This window comes from Novosphingobium sp. (genome assembly GCF_041905565.1).
In the GTDB taxonomy this organism is placed as follows: Bacteria; Pseudomonadota; Alphaproteobacteria; order Sphingomonadales; family Sphingomonadaceae; genus Novosphingobium.
Window position 1 is genome coordinate 280,238 of the sequence record NZ_JAYRKX010000001.1, and the last position, 14,467, is coordinate 294,704.

Here is a 14,467-nt window from a genome sequence, read left to right on the forward strand (position 1 = left end):
CGCAAGGCCCATCTAAAGTGCAGAGATGATCGAAGCCCTCGCCCCTACCCGCCAGCGCGTGCTGCTGGTCACCGGCCTGCTCGGCGCGGGCAAGACCACTGCGCTCAAGGCGCTGGAGGACCTGGGCTGGGAGGTAATCGACAATTTCCCGATCCGCCTGCTGCCCCGCCTGATCGACAGCCCTGACATGCCCGCGCCCGACCTGCGTCCGCCGCTGGCGATCGGGTTCGATTCGCGCACCCGCGGGTTCGATGCGACTAAGGTGATCGAGCGGGTGAAACATCTGGTCGAACGCCCCGACATCGAATTGACCACCCTGTTCCTGGACTGCGCCGGCCAGGAACTGGAACGCCGCTACAACGAAACCCGCCGCCGCCACCCGCTGGCGCAGGACGTGCCCGCCGCTACCGGGATCGCCGCCGAACGCGAACGGATGGAGCCGCTGCGGCGCTGGGCCGACATGGTCATCTCCACCACCGATTACACCACCAACGACCTGCAGCAGACGATCCGCGAACGCTTTGGCAACGATGCACCGCGGGCCACCACGATCACGATCACCAGTTTCGGCTTCGCCCGGGGCATGCCGCCAATCGCCGACCTGGTGTTCGACATGCGCTTCCTCGACAACCCGCACTGGGATCCCGAGCTGCGCCCGCAGACCGGGCAGGACGAACCGGTCGGGGCCTACATCCGCAAGGACCCCGCCTGGGACGAAGCCTTCACCCGGATCCGCGACCTGGTGCTGCTGCTGCTGCCGCGCTACCAGGCGCAGGGCAAGGCTTACGTCAACGTCGCCTTCGGCTGCACCGGGGGACGGCACCGCTCGGTGTTTACCGCCGAACAGTTTGCCGCGGCGCTGCGCGCGGCCGGGTATGAACCGTCCGTCATCCACCGCAACCTGACCAGCCGCGCGGCCGACGCGGTAGAAGGCCAGAAAGACATAAGGCATTGACCGCGCGCAGCTACACGGGCATGCCCCGGCGCCACTTTCCGGCGGGATTCGCCGGGTCGCACTTGCGGAGACACGGTCCCCTATGATCGGTCTGATCCTGGTTACCCACGGCAAGCTTGCCGAGGAATTTGTCAATGCCATGCAACACGTCGTCGGCCGGCAGGACGGCGTTGCGACCGTGTGCATCGGCCCCAACGACGATGCCGAACTGCGCCGCCGCGAAATCGCTGACGCGGTCAAGGCGGTTGACACCGGCAGCGGGGTGATCATCCTGACCGACCTGTTCGGCGGCACCCCGTCGAACCTGGCGATTTCGCTGATGCAGGCCGGCAAGGTCGAAGTGATCGCCGGGATCAACCTGCCGATGCTGATCCGCCTGGCCAAGGCGCGTGGCTGCATGGAGCTGAAGCAGGCCGTGGCCGCCGCGCGCGATGCCGGGCGCAATTACATAACGATCGCGTCCGAATTTCTGGGGCAGGACGCGTAAAACGGGGGAAGCGCCAATGCCGGATCAACGCGAAAGCGTGGAAATCGTCAATAACCGGGGGCTGCACGCGCGCGCCAGCGCCAAGTTCGTGAACGCCGTGGCCAAGCTGGGCGATGGCCTCAGCGTCAAGGTGTTCAAGGACGGGGCCGAAGCGGCCGGCGGGTCGATCCTGGGGCTGATGATGCTCGGCGCGGCCAAGGGCGACACGATCGAGATCGCGGTAGCGGGCGACGGCGCGGACCTCGCGCTGCTCAAGCTGGTCGGGCTGGTCAAGGACGGCTTCGGCGAGGACTGAACGCTTGTCCCGCCGCACGATCACCGGATTTTCCAACCCCACGGTCAAGTACCTGCGGGGCCTGCGCGAAAAGAAGCACCGCAAGGCGGCGGGCGAGTTCCTGGCCGAAGGGCTGCGGCTGCTGACCGATGCGCGCGAATGCGGCAAGCTGCCCGAAGTGCTGGTCATGGCCACCGGGCGCGATCCCCACCCCCTGCTTGACGCGCTGGAAACCGACGTACTGGCCGCCGGCGGCGAAGTTCTGGAAATGGCCGAGGACGTGCTGGCCAAGGTCACCGGCAAGGATAACCCCCAGGCCGTGGCCGGGGTCTTTGCCGAATTCGACACCAGCCTCGCCGCGCTGGACCGCTCCTCGGCAAAGATCTGGCTGGTCGCCCAGGCGCTGCGCGATCCGGGCAACCTTGGCACCATGCTGCGCACCGGCGACGCGGTCGGCGCGGGCGGGCTGATCCTGATCGACGATTGCGCCGATCCCTTTTCGGTCGAAGCCGTGCGCGCCAGCATGGGCGCGGTGTTCACGCAAGGCATCGCCCAGGCGCGGTGGGAGGAATTCCTGCCGTGGCTGCGTTCCGGCCCCGGCCAACTGGTCGCCGCCTCGCTGCGCGATGCCGTGCCCTATCGCGGCGCACCCTATGCCGCGCCGTGCTTCATCATGGTCGGCAACGAAAGCCGCGGCCTGCCCGAGGAATACGAGCTGGCCTGCGACCTGCGCGTCACCATGCCGATGAAAGGGCGCGCCGACAGCCTAAATGCCGCCGTCGCCGGGGCCGTGCTGGCCTACGAAGTGCTGGACGCGCTGGGCGGATAATTCGTTCAGCCTCCAGCCAGCCGATGCCCGGCAAACTGCGGGCATGACACGGAACCTTCTTTTCGCCCTGGCCGCGCTCTCGCTTGCCGCCAGCGCCTCTGCCGGCGTCCCGCGCGCCGCCGCGCTGACCGGCACCAATTGGAAGATCGTCAGGATCGACGGCAAGGCCCCTGCCTCGCCCCGCGCCGAACTGCGCTTCCTGCCCGAACGGCTCAGCGCCACCGCCGGCTGCAACGGCATGGGCGGGTCATGGCAGGTCAAGGGCGGCCGGCTGGTCGGCGGACCGTTCATGTCGACCATGATGTACTGCCAAAGCGTGACCGGCGATGACAGCCTGATGGCCCAGGAACGCGCCCTCGCCGACCTGCTGGCGGCCAAGCCGACGCTGGACCTGCGGGGCAAGCGGCTGGTGCTGCGCTCGCTCGGCCACTCGCTCGAACTGGTGCGGATGCCCTAGCCTGCCGCCTCGTCATTGCGAGCGTAGCGAAGCAATCCAGGGATCGGCGCGCAGCCCTCTGGATTGCTTCGCTACGCTCGCAATGACGGCTGATTCGGGGCCTTGCCCTATCCGGCGGTTTCCCCCGACCCGTCCGGCAGCGCCAGCGCCGCCTCGCCGCCAGTCTCGCCATAGCGCGGGGCGCTTTCGATCAGCGGCACGTCCTCGATCTCGCGCTTGCCGATCTCGATCCCCTTGTCGCGCAGACGGCGGCCCGAGCTCATCACGTTGCGTTCGAAGCTGGAGACGAATTTGTTGTAGTTGTTGACCGCGCTGTCGAGCCCGCTGCCCACCCGCTTGAGGTGCTCGGCGGCCACGGCCAACCGGTCATACAGTTCCGCCCCGGCCTTGCCGATTTCCACCGCCTCGCGCGCCAGCTGGTCCTGCTTCCAGACCATCGCCACGGTCCGCGCGATTGCCACCAGGTTGGTAGGAGTGGCCAGCAGTACCTTGTTGTGAAAGGCGAAATCCCACAGCTCCGGATCGTTTTCCAGCGCCGCGGCAACGAAGTGTTCGCCCGGCACGAACATCACCACATAGTCCGGCGCTTCATCGAACTGGCTTTGATAGCTTTTCGCCCCCAGCGCGGCGACGTGCTGGCGCATGGCGCGCGAGTGGAGGTCGAGGTGGCGCTTGCGTTCGGCATCGTCGCTCGCCTCGAAGGCAGCCTGGTAGGCGTTGAGCGAGACCTTGGCGTCGATCACCAGCTTCTTCTGCCCCGGCACCCGCACGATCGCATCGGGACGCAGGCGCCCGTCCTCGGTTTCAAGCGAGTGTTCGAGGATAAAGTCCGTGTGTTCCGACAAGCCGCACTGTTCGAGCACGTTCTGCAGCGCGCGCTCACCCCAGCGTCCGCGCGCCTTGGGGGCGTTGGTCAGCGAATTGCCGAGCCGCGCCGCTTCGGCACGCACCGCGTCCTGTCCGTCACGCAGCGACTGGAGCAGCCCGGTCAGCTGGCCAAAGGCATCGACGCGCTGCTTTTCGAGCGATTGGACCTGTTCTTCATAGCTTTTCAGCCGCTGGTCGACCGGGGCGAGCATCGCCTTCAATCGTTCGGCGCTCTTTTCCTCGGAATGGGCGAAGCGCTGCTGGGCCTGGGCCAGGAACTGTTCCTGCGCGGCGGCCAGCACCTTGGCCCCGGCGGCTTCGAACTCGCGCTTCAGGCTGTCCTGCGCCTGGATCAACGCATGGCGCTGTTCGGCAAAGTGCGCGGCATTGGCCTGCAGCGTCGCCACTTCGATCCGGGCATCGCCCAGTTCCTTGACCGCCTGGCGGAACCGGGCGTCCAGTTCCTTCGCCTCGCCCTCATGCTCAGCCAGGCGGGTGCGCAGTTCGGCCGCCGGGCGCGATCCGGCGAACCAGCCGAACGCCGCCCCGATCAGCAGGGCAAGGATCAGCAACAGGGCAGTGACAAAGTCCATGAGCGCTTTCGATATAACTGGAACGAAGTGCGAACATAGCGCGCTTGCCGAAGCTGCACAAGCAGGCCGCGCAACTTGTCCTCAGCACGAAATTATTGGTTTGCAGCATCCAGCCAAGCTGTATGTTTCGCTTGAAGAATTTCCGCGCACCGGGGGCGGTGCGGACGCACGAGGGGCCATGCCGACAGATATCGAAATTGCCCGCGCGGCGCAGCTTGCACCGATTGGCGAAGTGGCGCGTGCCGCCGGCATCCCGGATGCGGCGCTGGTGCCCTATGGCCGCTACAAGGCCAAGCTGGACCTGGCCGAACTGCCGCCCGCGCAGCGCCAGGGCAAGCTGATCCTGGTCACCGCGATCAACCCCACTCCGGCGGGTGAAGGCAAGACCACCACTTCGGTCGGCCTGGCGGACGCGCTCCACCGGATCGGCAAGCGGGCCATGCTGTGCCTGCGCGAACCCAGCCTCGGGCCGTGCTTTGGCGTCAAGGGCGGCGGCGCGGGCGGCGGCCATGCCCAGGTCATGCCGATGGACGAGATCAACCTGCACTTCACCGGCGATTTCCACGCGATCACCGCCGCGCACAACCTGCTGAGCGCGATGATCGACAACCACATCTACTGGGGCAACGCGCTCGACATCGACCTGCGGCGCGTCACCTGGCGGCGGGTGCTGGACATGAACGACCGGGCGCTGCGCCAGATCGTGGGGCCCCTGGGCGGGGTCAGCAACGGTTTCCCGCGCGAAACCGGGTTCGACATCACCGTGGCGAGCGAGGTGATGGCGATCCTGTGCCTGGCGGCCGACATGGCCGACCTGGAACGACGGCTGGGCGACATCATCATCGGCTACCGCCGCGACAAGAGCGCGGTGTTCTGCCGCGACATCAAGGCCGACCGGGCGATGGCCGTGCTGCTGAAGGATGCGATGCTGCCCAACCTGGTGCAGACGCTGGAACACCGCCCGGCGATCCTGCACGGCGGCCCCTTTGCCAATATCGCCCATGGCTGCAATTCGGTGATCGCCACCCGCACCGCGCTGGGCCTGGCCGACTATGTGGTGACCGAGGCCGGGTTCGGCGCCGACCTGGGCGCGGAAAAGTTCATGGACGTGAAGTGCCGCAGCGCCGGGCTGAAACCCGATGCGGTGGTGCTGGTCGCCACGGTCCGCGCGCTCAAGATGAACGGCGGCGTGGCCAAGGCGGACCTTGCCGAACCCGATGCCGAAGCGGTCCGGCGCGGCGCGGTCAACCTGCGGCGCCATATCGAGAACCTGCGCAAGTTCGGCCTGACGCCAACCGTGGCGATCAACCACTTCCACCTCGACACCTCCGAGGAACTCGCGGTGATCGAGCAGGCGGCGGGCGAAGCCGGGGCGGAAGCGGTGATCTGCCGCCACTGGGCCGAAGGCGGCGCGGGAGCCGAGGATCTGGCGCGGATCGTTGCGGCCCGGGCCGATGCCGGCGCGCCGGATTACGCTCCGCTCTATGCCGACGCCATGCCGCTGGCCGACAAGATCGAGACAGTCGCGCGCGAAATCTACCGCGCCGGCGAAGTGGCGATCCCCGCCGCGGTGCGCGCCCAGCTGCGGCAATGGGAAGCAATGGGCTATGGCCACCTGCCGGTGTGCATGGCCAAGACCCAGTATTCGTTTTCCACCGACCCGGCCAGATTGGGCGCGCCGGACGGGCACGAGGTGGCGGTCCGCGAAGTGCGGCTGTCAGCCGGAGCGGGCTTCGTCGTCGCGATCTGCGGCGATATCATGACCATGCCCGGCCTGCCCCGCGTGCCGAGCGCCGAGGGCATCTACCTCGATGGAAACGGCGCGATCGAGGGGCTGTTCTAGGCCCGAGCGATCACGCCGCCTTGCGCAGCTTTTCCAGCTTCTTCAGCGCCATGTTGCGCTTCAGGCGCGACAGGTGGTCGATGAACAGGATGCCTTCGAGGTGATCCATCTCGTGCTGCAGGCAGGTTGCCAGCAGGCCGTCCATGTCTTCCTCGTGGACCGTGCCGTCCAGGTCCTGCCAGCGCGCGCGGATCCGGGCCGGGCGTTCGACTTCGGCGTAGATTTCCGGCACCGACAGGCAGCCTTCGGAATAGACCGACAGGTCATCCGAAGGATTCAGGATTTCCGGGTTGATAAACACCCGGGGTTCCTTCTTGGTCGGCTGGTGATGATGGTGGTGGCCATCGTGATCGCAGGCCACCGGCTCCGCATCAGGATCGTCGGGCTGCAGATCGATCACCAGCACGCGCAGCGGCACGCCGACCTGGATCGCGGCCAGGCCGATGCCCGGGGCATCGTACATCGTCTCGAACATGTCGGCGACCAGCGTGCGCAGCTCGTCATTGAACTCGGTCACGGGCGCCGACACCTGCTTGAGCACGGGATCGGGAACTTCGATGATTTCGCGGATAGCCATGAGGGGGCAGATAGTCGCGGTTTGCCCGCTTCGCAAGGATGGCAAGGCGATTGCCGTAATCGCCTATCCCACCGGCCTTCTCGCCCGCAGCGCTTGGGCGAGCGTGCCTTCGTCGAGGTAGTCCAGTTCGCCCCCCACCGGAAGGCCGTGGGCCAGCTGGGTGATCCGCACCGGATAGGCTTCCAGCCGTTCGGCGATGTAATGCGCGGTGGTCTGCCCCTCCAGCGTGGCGTTCATCGCCAGCACCACTTCGTCGATCCCGCCCTGCGACACGCGTTCGATCAGCTTGCCGATGGTCAGGTCCTCGGGCCGCACTCCGTCGAGCGCGGAGAGCCGCCCGCCGAGCACGTGGTAGCGCCCGGTGAACAGGTGCGCCCGGTCCAGCGCCCAAAGGTCCGCGACGTCCTCCACCACGCACAGTGAGCGCTGGTCGCGGCGCGGGTCGGTGCAGATCGGGCAGGGATCGCTGGTATCGACATTGCCACAGGTCTGGCATTCGACCAGGCTTTGCTGCACCCCTTCCAGCGCGGCGAGCAGCTGGACCAGCGCGGTTTCGCGCCGCTTGACCAGCCACAGCACCGCGCGCCGGGCCGAACGCGGCCCCAGCCCCGGCAGGCGCGACAGCGCGGTGGTCAGTGCTTCGATCTCTTGCGATGCCATGGGTGGACAGATAGGGCGCGCTTTCAGGAAAGGCAAAGCAGCCATGCGCATTATCTTCATGGGCACTCCGGACTTCGCCGTCCCGGCGCTGGCCCTGCTGGTCGAGGCGGGACACGAAGTGGTCTGCGTCTATACCCAGCCCCCCCGCCCCGGCGGCCGGCGCGGCAAGGAGCTGACCCCCACCCCGGTCCACCGCAAGGCCGAGGAACTGGGCATTCCCGTGCGCCATCCCGCCAGCCTGAAAGGGGCAGAGGAGCAGGCCGAGTTCGCCGCGCTGGGCGCGGACGTGGCCATTGTCGCCGCCTATGGCCTGATCCTGCCGCAGGCGGTGCTCGACGCGCCGCGCCAGGGCTGTCTCAACATCCACGCCAGCCTGCTGCCGCGCTGGCGCGGCGCGGCGCCGATCCAGCGGGCGATCCTGGCGGGTGACAAGGAAACCGGCGTCACCATCATGCAGATGGAAGCCGGGCTGGATACCGGGCCGATGCTGGCCATGGCGCGCACCCCGGTGGACGGCAAGACCGCGGGCGAACTGACCGCCGAACTCGCCGAAATCGGCGGTGCGCTGATGATCGAGGTGCTGGCCGACTTGGCCAGCCACGCCGCGCAGGTCCAGCCGGAAGACGGCGTCACCTATGCGAAGAAGATCGACAAGGCGGAAAGCCGGATCGACTTTGCCCAGGATGCGAGCGTGATCGACCGCCAGGTCCGCGCCTTTGCCCCCAGCCCCGGCGCCTGGTTCGAACTGGCGGGCGAACGCTACCGCGTGCTTGCGGCCGAAGTGGTGGACGGCGCGGGCGTGCCCGGCACGGTGCTGGACGATGGCCTGAGCGTGGCTTGCGGCGCAGGCGCGCTGCGCCCGGTGCTGATCCAGCGCGCCGGCCGCCCGGTCATGTCCGTGGCCGAACTGCTGCGCGGCAAGCCGATCCCGGCGGGGACTGTGCTCGCTTGACCCGCTTCGCCCTCACCCTCGAATTTGATGGCACCCGCTTCATGGGGCTGCAGCGCCAGGCCCACGGCCCCAGCGTGCAGCAGGCAGTGGAAGAAGCGGTCGAGCGCGTCACCGGCGAGCGGGCGACGCTCCACGCCGCCGGGCGCACCGATGCCGGCGTCCATGCGCTGGCCATGCGCGTCCATGTCGACGTGGCCAAGCCGATCGCGCCGTTCCGCCTGATGGAGGCGCTGAACTTTCATCTCAAGCCCGATCCGGTTGCGGTGCTGGCCTGCGAGGAAAAGCCGGATGACTGGCACGCGCGGTTTTCCTGCGTGGGCCGCGAATACCTCTACCGCATCGCCAACCGCCGCGCGCCGCTGACGCTGGACCTCAACCGCGCCTGGCAGGTGCCCCAGCCGCTGTACGAAGCAGCCATGCACCGCGCCGCGCAAGCCCTGGTTGGCCGCCACGATTTCACCACCTTCCGCTCCACCCAGTGCCAGGCGCAAAGCCCGGTCAAGACGCTGGACCGGCTGAGCGTGGAGCGCGTCGGCGAGGAAGTGCATGTGCGCGCGGCCGCACGCAGTTTCCTGCATCACCAGGTCCGCTCGATGGTCGGCTGCCTGGCGCTGGTTGGCATGGGCCGCTGGCGCGAGGAACAGATCGCCGAGGCATTGGCCGCGCGCGATCGGCAGGCGCTGGGCTATAATGCCCCGCCCGACGGGCTCTATTTCACCCGGGCGCTTTACCCCGACGATTGAGGCATTAGGTTGCATTCCGAAACAAGAATCGGGAGACAACCATGACCTACACCGGCAAGCAGCTGACCACTCAGCTTGACGCGGACGGCACCCTGACCGTCCAGCTCAACGAGCACAGCTGGGACGCGCCCAGTGGCACGCAGCTGCTGGTCAAGATCGAGGCGACGCCGATCAATCCATCGGACCTCGGCCTGCTGTTCGCCAGCGCCGATGCCGACAATGCCGTCTACACTCCCGGCAAGGTGGTGGCGCGGATGCCCGATGGCGCGACCCGCGCGTTCGCGGCGCGCCACGGCATGGCGATGCCGGCGGGGAACGAGGCCGCCGGGATCGTGGTTGCCGCGGGCGAGGCCCCGGCCGCGCAGGCGCTGCTGGGCAAGCGCGTGGCCTGCGTGCCGGGCACGGCCTATGCAACATACGCCACGTGCGATGCCAGCATGGCCTTTGCCGTGGATGACAACGTGTCGGCGGAACAGGCCGCCAGCAGCTTCGTCAACCCGATGACCGCGCTGGGCTTTACCGAGACGATGAAGCTCGAAGGCTATACCGGCCTGGTCCACGCCGCCGCCGCATCGAACCTGGGGCAAATGCTGGTCAAGATCTGTCAGGAAGACGGCATTCCGCTGGTCAACATCGTGCGCAGCGCCGACCAGGTGAAACTGCTCAAGGATCTGGGCGCGACCCATGTGCTCAATTCCACCGACGCCGATTTCATGGCCCAGCTGACCGATGCGATCCACGAAACCGGCGCCATGCTGGGCTTCGATCCGATCGGCGGCGGGACCATGGCCAGCCAGATCCTGTCCGCGATGGAAGCCAGCGCCAGCCGGGGCGCCGCCTTCAGCCGCTATGGCTCGTCCACTCCGAAGAAGGTCTATATCTACGGCGCGCTGGACATCGGGCCGACGATCCTCAACCGCGCCTTTGGCCTGACCTGGGATCTGGGCGGCTGGCTGCTGACCCCGTTCATGATGAAGGCGGGCATGGAAGTGGTCGGGCGGATGCGCGCGCGGGTAATGAAGGACCTGACCACCACTTTCGCCAGCCACTATGCCCGGCGCGGCTCTCTTGAGGACATGCTGACCAAGGATGCGGTCGCGATGTACAACGCCCGCCGCACCGGCGAGAAGTATCTGGTGGTGCCTAACTAATAAACGTCTGCCTGGGAATTCGCCGGCACGGCGAATTCCGGGCATCACCGGCCCGCCCCCCCGGCCCAAACACCCGCTGAAGGTATCCTATGGATGGTTGGGCCGGGGGAGCGGGCCGGTGATGCCACCTTCCGGATAAAAGCTGTTCGCCGCCCAGCCGATGCCGTTCGCAGAACCCGCCGTTGACGGACGGCGAGGCGCGGTGCTGTTTGCCCGCAACAGGGAGTCTTGCCTTATGAACCGTTCGATCCGCGCCGCCTCGCGCCTCGCGCTTGCCGTTGCCCTTGTGGGCACCGCCGCCCCCGCCCTGGCCCAGGATGCCAAGGACGCGCCCAAGTGGGACGTTGCCGCCCCGCCGGGGTTGAAGCTGCGCGATATTCCGATCACGGTCGAGGAAGGCACCTGGATGAACCTGGACGTCAGCCCCGACGGCCAGACAATCGCGTTCGACCTCTTGGGCGATATCTACACCCTGCCGATCACCGGCGGCACGCCGACCCGGATCGCCGAAGGGCTGCCCTATGAAACCCAGCCGCGCTTTTCGCCCGATGGCAAGCGCATCGCCTTCACTTCCGACCGGGGCGGCGGCGACAACATCTGGATCATGAACCGCGACGGCAGCGACAAGCGCCAGCTGACCAAAGAAAGCTTCCGCCTGCTCAACCAGCCGAGCTGGAGCCCGGACGGCCGCTTCATCGCCGCCAAGAAGCACTTCACCACCGGCCGCTCGCTCGGCACGGGCGAAGTCTGGCTGTATCACGTGGCGGGCGGCGACGGGGTGCAGCTGGTCAAGCGCCCCAGCGAACAGCACCAGAAGGAACTGGGCGAACCGATCTTCGCCCCCGATCGCAAGCACATCTACTTCACCCGCAACACCACGCCGGGGCCGATTTTCGAATATGCGCAGGACAGCAACACCCAGCTGTTCGCCATCGAGCGCTATGACCTCGACAGTGGCAAGACAGACAGCGTGATCGGCGGCGAAGGCGGCGCGGTGCGCCCCACTCCGTCGCCCGATGGCAAGAAGATCGCCTATGTCCGGCGCGAACGCACGCAGTCGAAGCTCTACATCCGCGATCTGGCCACGGGCGAGGACCGCAAGGTCCATGACGCGCTGGATATGGACGTGCAGGAAACCTGGGCTGTCACCGGGGTCTATCCCAACATGGCCTGGACGCCGGATTCGGCCAGCGTGGTGTTCTGGGCGGGCGGCAAGCTCAACCGGGTCGACCTCGCCTCGGGCAAGGCCAGCGTGATCCCGTTCAAGGTGGCCGATAGCCGCGCGGTGATCGATCCGCCCCGCCCCTCCGTGGCGGTCGCGCCCGACACGTTTGAAACCAAGATGCCGCGCGGCGCAACCGTCTCGCCCGATGGCAAGATGGTGGTGTTCGAAACGCTGGGCAAGCTGTGGATCAAGCCCGCCGCAGGCGGCGAAGCCCGTCGGCTGACCAGCGACGCAGAGGCGATGGAAGCCTATCCCTCGTGGTCGGCTGACGGCAAGAAGATCGCCTTTGTCCGCTGGACCGATGCCGGGCTGGGCCAGGTCCAGGTGGTCGGCGCGGGCGGCGGCAAGGCCACGGCGATTACCCAGCAGGCCGGCCACTATGCCCGCCCGCGCTTCTCCCCCGATGGCAAGACCGTGGTGTTCGAAAAGGACAGCGGCGGCTATCTCACCAGCCCGCGTGGCGGCGGGCAGCCGGGTATCTACCGCGTGCCTGCCAGCGGCGGCACGATGACCCGCATCACCGACAATGGCCGCTCGCCCCAGTTCGGCGCGGACAACGACCGCCTGTTCGTGATCGAGGGAGATGCCAAGGAAAGCCGCCTCGTCAGCGTCGATCTGAACGGCGAAGCGCGCCGGGTCCACGCCAAGGGCGAACTGGTCAACGATTTCCGCGTCTCGCCCGATGGCCAGTATCTGGCTTACCGCCAGAACTACCAGGCCCATGTCACGCCGCTGCTGCCCGGCACGCAGGAAGTGTCGCTCGGCACCAAGAGCGGCGCCTTGCCGGTGACCAAGGCCAGCGGCGACGGGGCGGACTGGATCCACTGGAGCGGCGATGGCCAGCGCCTGTACTGGACGCTTGGCCCCACGCTGTTCACCGCCCAGCGCGCGGCAATGTTTGCTGCGGCCCCGGCGGCCAAGGATGCCAAGGCCCCGGCCTATCAGCCGCCGTCAAGCGGCCTGTCGCTGTCGATGAAGGTCACGGCTGACAAGCCTGCGGGCCGCGTCGCGCTGGTCGGCGCGCGCGTGGTCACCATGGCCGGCGCCGATGGCGGGACGATCGACGGCGGCGTGGTGCTGGTCGAAGGCAATCGCATCAAGGCCGTGGGCAAGCGCGGCGAAGTGGCGATTCCCGCCGGTACGCCGACGCTGGATGCCACCGGCAAGACGATCATCCCCGGTCTGGTCGATGCCCACGCCCACGGCCCCTACGGCGTGGACGAGCTGACCCCGCAGGCCAACTGGGCGGAAATGGTCAACCTGGCGCTGGGCGTGACCACCCGGCACGACCCGTCGAGCAGCGCGCGCACCGTGTTCCCGGCGCTGGAAATGGTTCGCGCCGGCAAGATCATCGGTCCGCGCAGCTTCTCCACCGCCGAAATCGTCTATGGCGCGAAGGCCGCCGGGGTCTATGCCCAGATCGACAGTTACGAGGATGCCCTCGCCCATGTCCGCCGCCTGAAGGCGCAGGGCGCGCACAGCCTCAAGAACTACAACCAGCCGCGCCGCGACCAGCGCCAGCAGGTCACCGCCGCCGCGATTGCCGAAGGGATCCGCTCGGTCGCCGAAGGCGGATCGCTGTTCGGTTTCGACATGACGCTGATTGCCGATGGCAACACCACGGTGGAACACAACCTCCCGCTGGGCGTGTTCTATGATGACGTGCTGCAGTTCTTCAGCAAGTCGAAGACCGGCTATACCCCCACCCTGGTGGTCACCTATGGCGGCCCGGCGGGCGATCCGTACTGGCGCGCGCATACCGATGTGTGGAAGCACCCGCTGCTGCAAAAGCACGAACCTTCGGCCCTGCTGACCGCAAACAGCGCGCGGCGCGTGATCGCCCCGGAAGAAGACTACCGCGACGATGACAGCGCGCGCGAAGCGGCCAAGCTTGCCCGGCTGGGCGTGCCGGTGGCGATTGGCGCACACGGACAGGAAGCGGGCATCGCCGCGCATTGGGAACTGTGGTCGTTCGTGCGGGGCGGCATGACCCCGGTCGAGGCGCTGCGCGCCGGGACGATCGAAAGCGCGCGTTCGCTGGGCTATGATCAGGACATCGGCTCGCTCGAACCGGGCAAGCTGGCCGACCTGGTGGTGCTCGACGGCGATCCGACCAAGGACATCCGCAATTCGGACAAGGTTGCGAAGGTCATGCTGGGCGGCCGCCTCTATGACGCCGCGACGCTGAACGAGGAACTGACCGGCAGCCGCAAGCGGCCCGCCTATTGGTGGGAAGGCAAGGACGGCGCCAGCGGCTGGTCCGACCCGGCCGGCGGCGGCAGCACCGCCCACGCGGACGAAGACGACGGGTAATGGCTAATGCTGGGCGCGCTTGGCGGCGAGCGCGTCCAGCCAGGCCAGCAGGGCCGCTTCGCCCCGGCTGTCGGCATTGCGCCATGACAGCGCATCGCGCTTGCCGCTGAGCAGCTTGCCCCGCGCGCCAATGGCGAACAGCGCGGGCGTGCTCTTGAGCGACCGCACTCCGAACCGCGCGACCTGGTCGAGGTTCCGCCCCTGCCCGGTCTGGGGCTTGCCGACATCGATGAAGGTCACGCCGTAACGCGCGCCGAACCGGGCCTTGAACGCCTCGCCGGTCAGCCAGCGGGCCAGTGCGCGGCTATCGTGGCACCAGTCGGCCCCGAACACGATCAGCGCGGTGCGGTGCCCGCTGGCGGCATCGGCCAGCGCTGCATCCACTGCCACGCGAGCATCGGCTTCGGCGGGATAGAAATGGGTGGCTGCTTCGGCCTTGCGCGGTGCTGCTTGGCAGACTTCCGGCACAGGCGCCGCCGCAGCGGGCGCGGCCTGCGGTGCCCCCGCCGCCAGCAGCAGCGGCGCGAGGCACAGCGGCATC

The 14,467-nt window shown here is 67.7% G+C and carries 14 protein-coding genes; 10 read left to right on the top strand and 4 right to left on the bottom strand.

Annotated elements, in window-relative coordinates:
• The first annotated feature begins 25 nt into the window (after positions 1-25).
• The 5 genes from rapZ (at position 26) to ACE3N9_RS01365 (ending at position 3,002) form a co-directional block, all read left to right on the top strand.
• On the top strand, positions 26-955 hold the full coding sequence (gene rapZ, locus ACE3N9_RS01345; RefSeq protein WP_374280087.1) for an RNase adapter RapZ: 930 nt from the start codon (positions 26-28) through the stop codon (positions 953-955).
• A gap of 82 nt (positions 956-1,037) precedes the next feature.
• A complete protein-coding gene (locus ACE3N9_RS01350; protein WP_374280089.1) occupies positions 1,038-1,442 on the top strand; it encodes a PTS sugar transporter subunit IIA in 405 nt (134 codons plus the stop codon).
• Positions 1,443-1,458: 16 nt separating this feature from the next.
• A complete protein-coding gene (locus tag ACE3N9_RS01355; RefSeq protein WP_374280091.1) occupies positions 1,459-1,737 on the top strand; it encodes an HPr family phosphocarrier protein in 279 nt (92 codons plus the stop codon).
• Between the two features lie 4 nt (positions 1,738-1,741).
• Positions 1,742-2,545 carry a TrmH family RNA methyltransferase gene (locus tag ACE3N9_RS01360; protein ID WP_374280092.1) on the top strand — a complete coding sequence of 268 codons (804 nt, stop codon included), beginning with the start codon at positions 1,742-1,744 and terminating at the stop codon, positions 2,543-2,545.
• 43 nt (positions 2,546-2,588) lie between these two features.
• Positions 2,589-3,002 carry an META domain-containing protein gene (locus ACE3N9_RS01365; protein WP_374280093.1) on the top strand — a complete coding sequence of 138 codons (414 nt, stop codon included), beginning with the start codon at positions 2,589-2,591 and terminating at the stop codon, positions 3,000-3,002.
• 107 nt (positions 3,003-3,109) lie between these two features.
• On the opposite strand, the gene ACE3N9_RS01370 is transcribed toward ACE3N9_RS01365, so the two are convergent.
• Positions 3,110-4,462 (bottom strand): DNA recombination protein RmuC, encoded by a 1,353-nt coding sequence (locus ACE3N9_RS01370; protein WP_374280095.1) that lies wholly within the window; start codon positions 4,460-4,462, stop codon positions 3,110-3,112.
• Between the two features lie 178 nt (positions 4,463-4,640).
• Here ACE3N9_RS01370 and ACE3N9_RS01375 point away from each other — a divergent pair, with 178 nt between their 5' ends.
• A complete protein-coding gene (locus ACE3N9_RS01375; RefSeq protein ID WP_374280098.1) occupies positions 4,641-6,305 on the top strand; it encodes a formate--tetrahydrofolate ligase in 1,665 nt (554 codons plus the stop codon).
• A 10-nt stretch (positions 6,306-6,315) separates the two neighbouring features.
• On the opposite strand, the gene def is transcribed toward ACE3N9_RS01375, so the two are convergent.
• Together def and recR are read right to left on the bottom strand one after the other, a co-directional pair.
• The gene (gene def / locus ACE3N9_RS01380; RefSeq protein WP_374280100.1) at positions 6,316-6,882 is read right to left on the bottom strand and encodes a peptide deformylase; all 567 of its coding nucleotides are present in this window, start codon (positions 6,880-6,882) and stop codon (positions 6,316-6,318) included.
• Between the two features lie 63 nt (positions 6,883-6,945).
• Complete coding sequence (recR, locus tag ACE3N9_RS01385) at positions 6,946-7,542, bottom strand: recombination mediator RecR (protein WP_374280101.1); 597 nt, start codon at positions 7,540-7,542, stop codon at positions 6,946-6,948.
• A 43-nt stretch (positions 7,543-7,585) separates the two neighbouring features.
• On the opposite strand from recR, the gene fmt reads away from it, so the two are divergent.
• The 4 genes from fmt (at position 7,586) to ACE3N9_RS01405 (ending at position 13,926) form a co-directional block, all read left to right on the top strand.
• The gene (gene fmt / locus ACE3N9_RS01390; protein ID WP_374280103.1) at positions 7,586-8,494 is read left to right on the top strand and encodes a methionyl-tRNA formyltransferase; all 909 of its coding nucleotides are present in this window, start codon (positions 7,586-7,588) and stop codon (positions 8,492-8,494) included.
• Positions 8,491-9,237: a tRNA pseudouridine(38-40) synthase TruA gene (gene truA / locus ACE3N9_RS01395; protein WP_374280105.1), complete on the top strand. Its 747-nt coding sequence runs from the start codon at positions 8,491-8,493 to the stop codon at positions 9,235-9,237. Before fmt ends, truA begins: the two co-directional genes overlap by 4 nt.
• Before the next feature lie 41 nt (positions 9,238-9,278).
• Positions 9,279-10,388, top strand: coding sequence for a zinc-binding dehydrogenase (locus tag ACE3N9_RS01400; RefSeq protein WP_374280107.1), 1,110 nt, complete (start codon positions 9,279-9,281; stop codon positions 10,386-10,388).
• A gap of 235 nt (positions 10,389-10,623) precedes the next feature.
• Positions 10,624-13,926, top strand: a complete 3,303-nt coding sequence (locus tag ACE3N9_RS01405) for an amidohydrolase family protein (protein ID WP_374280109.1) — start codon at positions 10,624-10,626, stop codon at positions 13,924-13,926.
• Between the two features lie 3 nt (positions 13,927-13,929).
• Here ACE3N9_RS01405 and ACE3N9_RS01410 read toward each other — a convergent pair whose 3' ends face one another.
• Positions 13,930-14,466 carry a thioredoxin family protein gene (locus ACE3N9_RS01410; RefSeq protein WP_374280111.1) on the bottom strand — a complete coding sequence of 179 codons (537 nt, stop codon included), beginning with the start codon at positions 14,464-14,466 and terminating at the stop codon, positions 13,930-13,932.
• Position 14,467: the final 1 nt, after the last annotated feature.

What these genes read in the sequence shown, in the direction of transcription:
- fmt (WP_374280103.1), top strand. Translation starts at nt 7,586, where the DNA reads ATGCGCATTATCTTCATGGGCACTCCGGACTTCGCCGTCCCGGCGCTG.
- ACE3N9_RS01370 (WP_374280095.1), bottom strand. Translation starts at nt 4,462, where the DNA reads ATGGACTTTGTCACTGCCCTGTTGCTGATCCTTGCCCTGCTGATCGGG.
- recR (WP_374280101.1), bottom strand. Translation starts at nt 7,542, where the DNA reads ATGGCATCGCAAGAGATCGAAGCACTGACCACCGCGCTGTCGCGCCTG.
- ACE3N9_RS01365 (WP_374280093.1), top strand. Translation starts at nt 2,589, where the DNA reads ATGACACGGAACCTTCTTTTCGCCCTGGCCGCGCTCTCGCTTGCCGCC.
- ACE3N9_RS01350 (WP_374280089.1), top strand. Translation starts at nt 1,038, where the DNA reads ATGATCGGTCTGATCCTGGTTACCCACGGCAAGCTTGCCGAGGAATTT.
- def (WP_374280100.1), bottom strand. Translation starts at nt 6,882, where the DNA reads ATGGCTATCCGCGAAATCATCGAAGTTCCCGATCCCGTGCTCAAGCAG.
- ACE3N9_RS01375 (WP_374280098.1), top strand. Translation starts at nt 4,641, where the DNA reads ATGCCGACAGATATCGAAATTGCCCGCGCGGCGCAGCTTGCACCGATT.
- ACE3N9_RS01405 (WP_374280109.1), top strand. Translation starts at nt 10,624, where the DNA reads ATGAACCGTTCGATCCGCGCCGCCTCGCGCCTCGCGCTTGCCGTTGCC.
- ACE3N9_RS01410 (WP_374280111.1), bottom strand. Translation starts at nt 14,466, where the DNA reads ATGCCGCTGTGCCTCGCGCCGCTGCTGCTGGCGGCGGGGGCACCGCAG.
- ACE3N9_RS01400 (WP_374280107.1), top strand. Translation starts at nt 9,279, where the DNA reads ATGACCTACACCGGCAAGCAGCTGACCACTCAGCTTGACGCGGACGGC.
- ACE3N9_RS01355 (WP_374280091.1), top strand. Translation starts at nt 1,459, where the DNA reads ATGCCGGATCAACGCGAAAGCGTGGAAATCGTCAATAACCGGGGGCTG.
- rapZ (WP_374280087.1), top strand. Translation starts at nt 26, where the DNA reads ATGATCGAAGCCCTCGCCCCTACCCGCCAGCGCGTGCTGCTGGTCACC.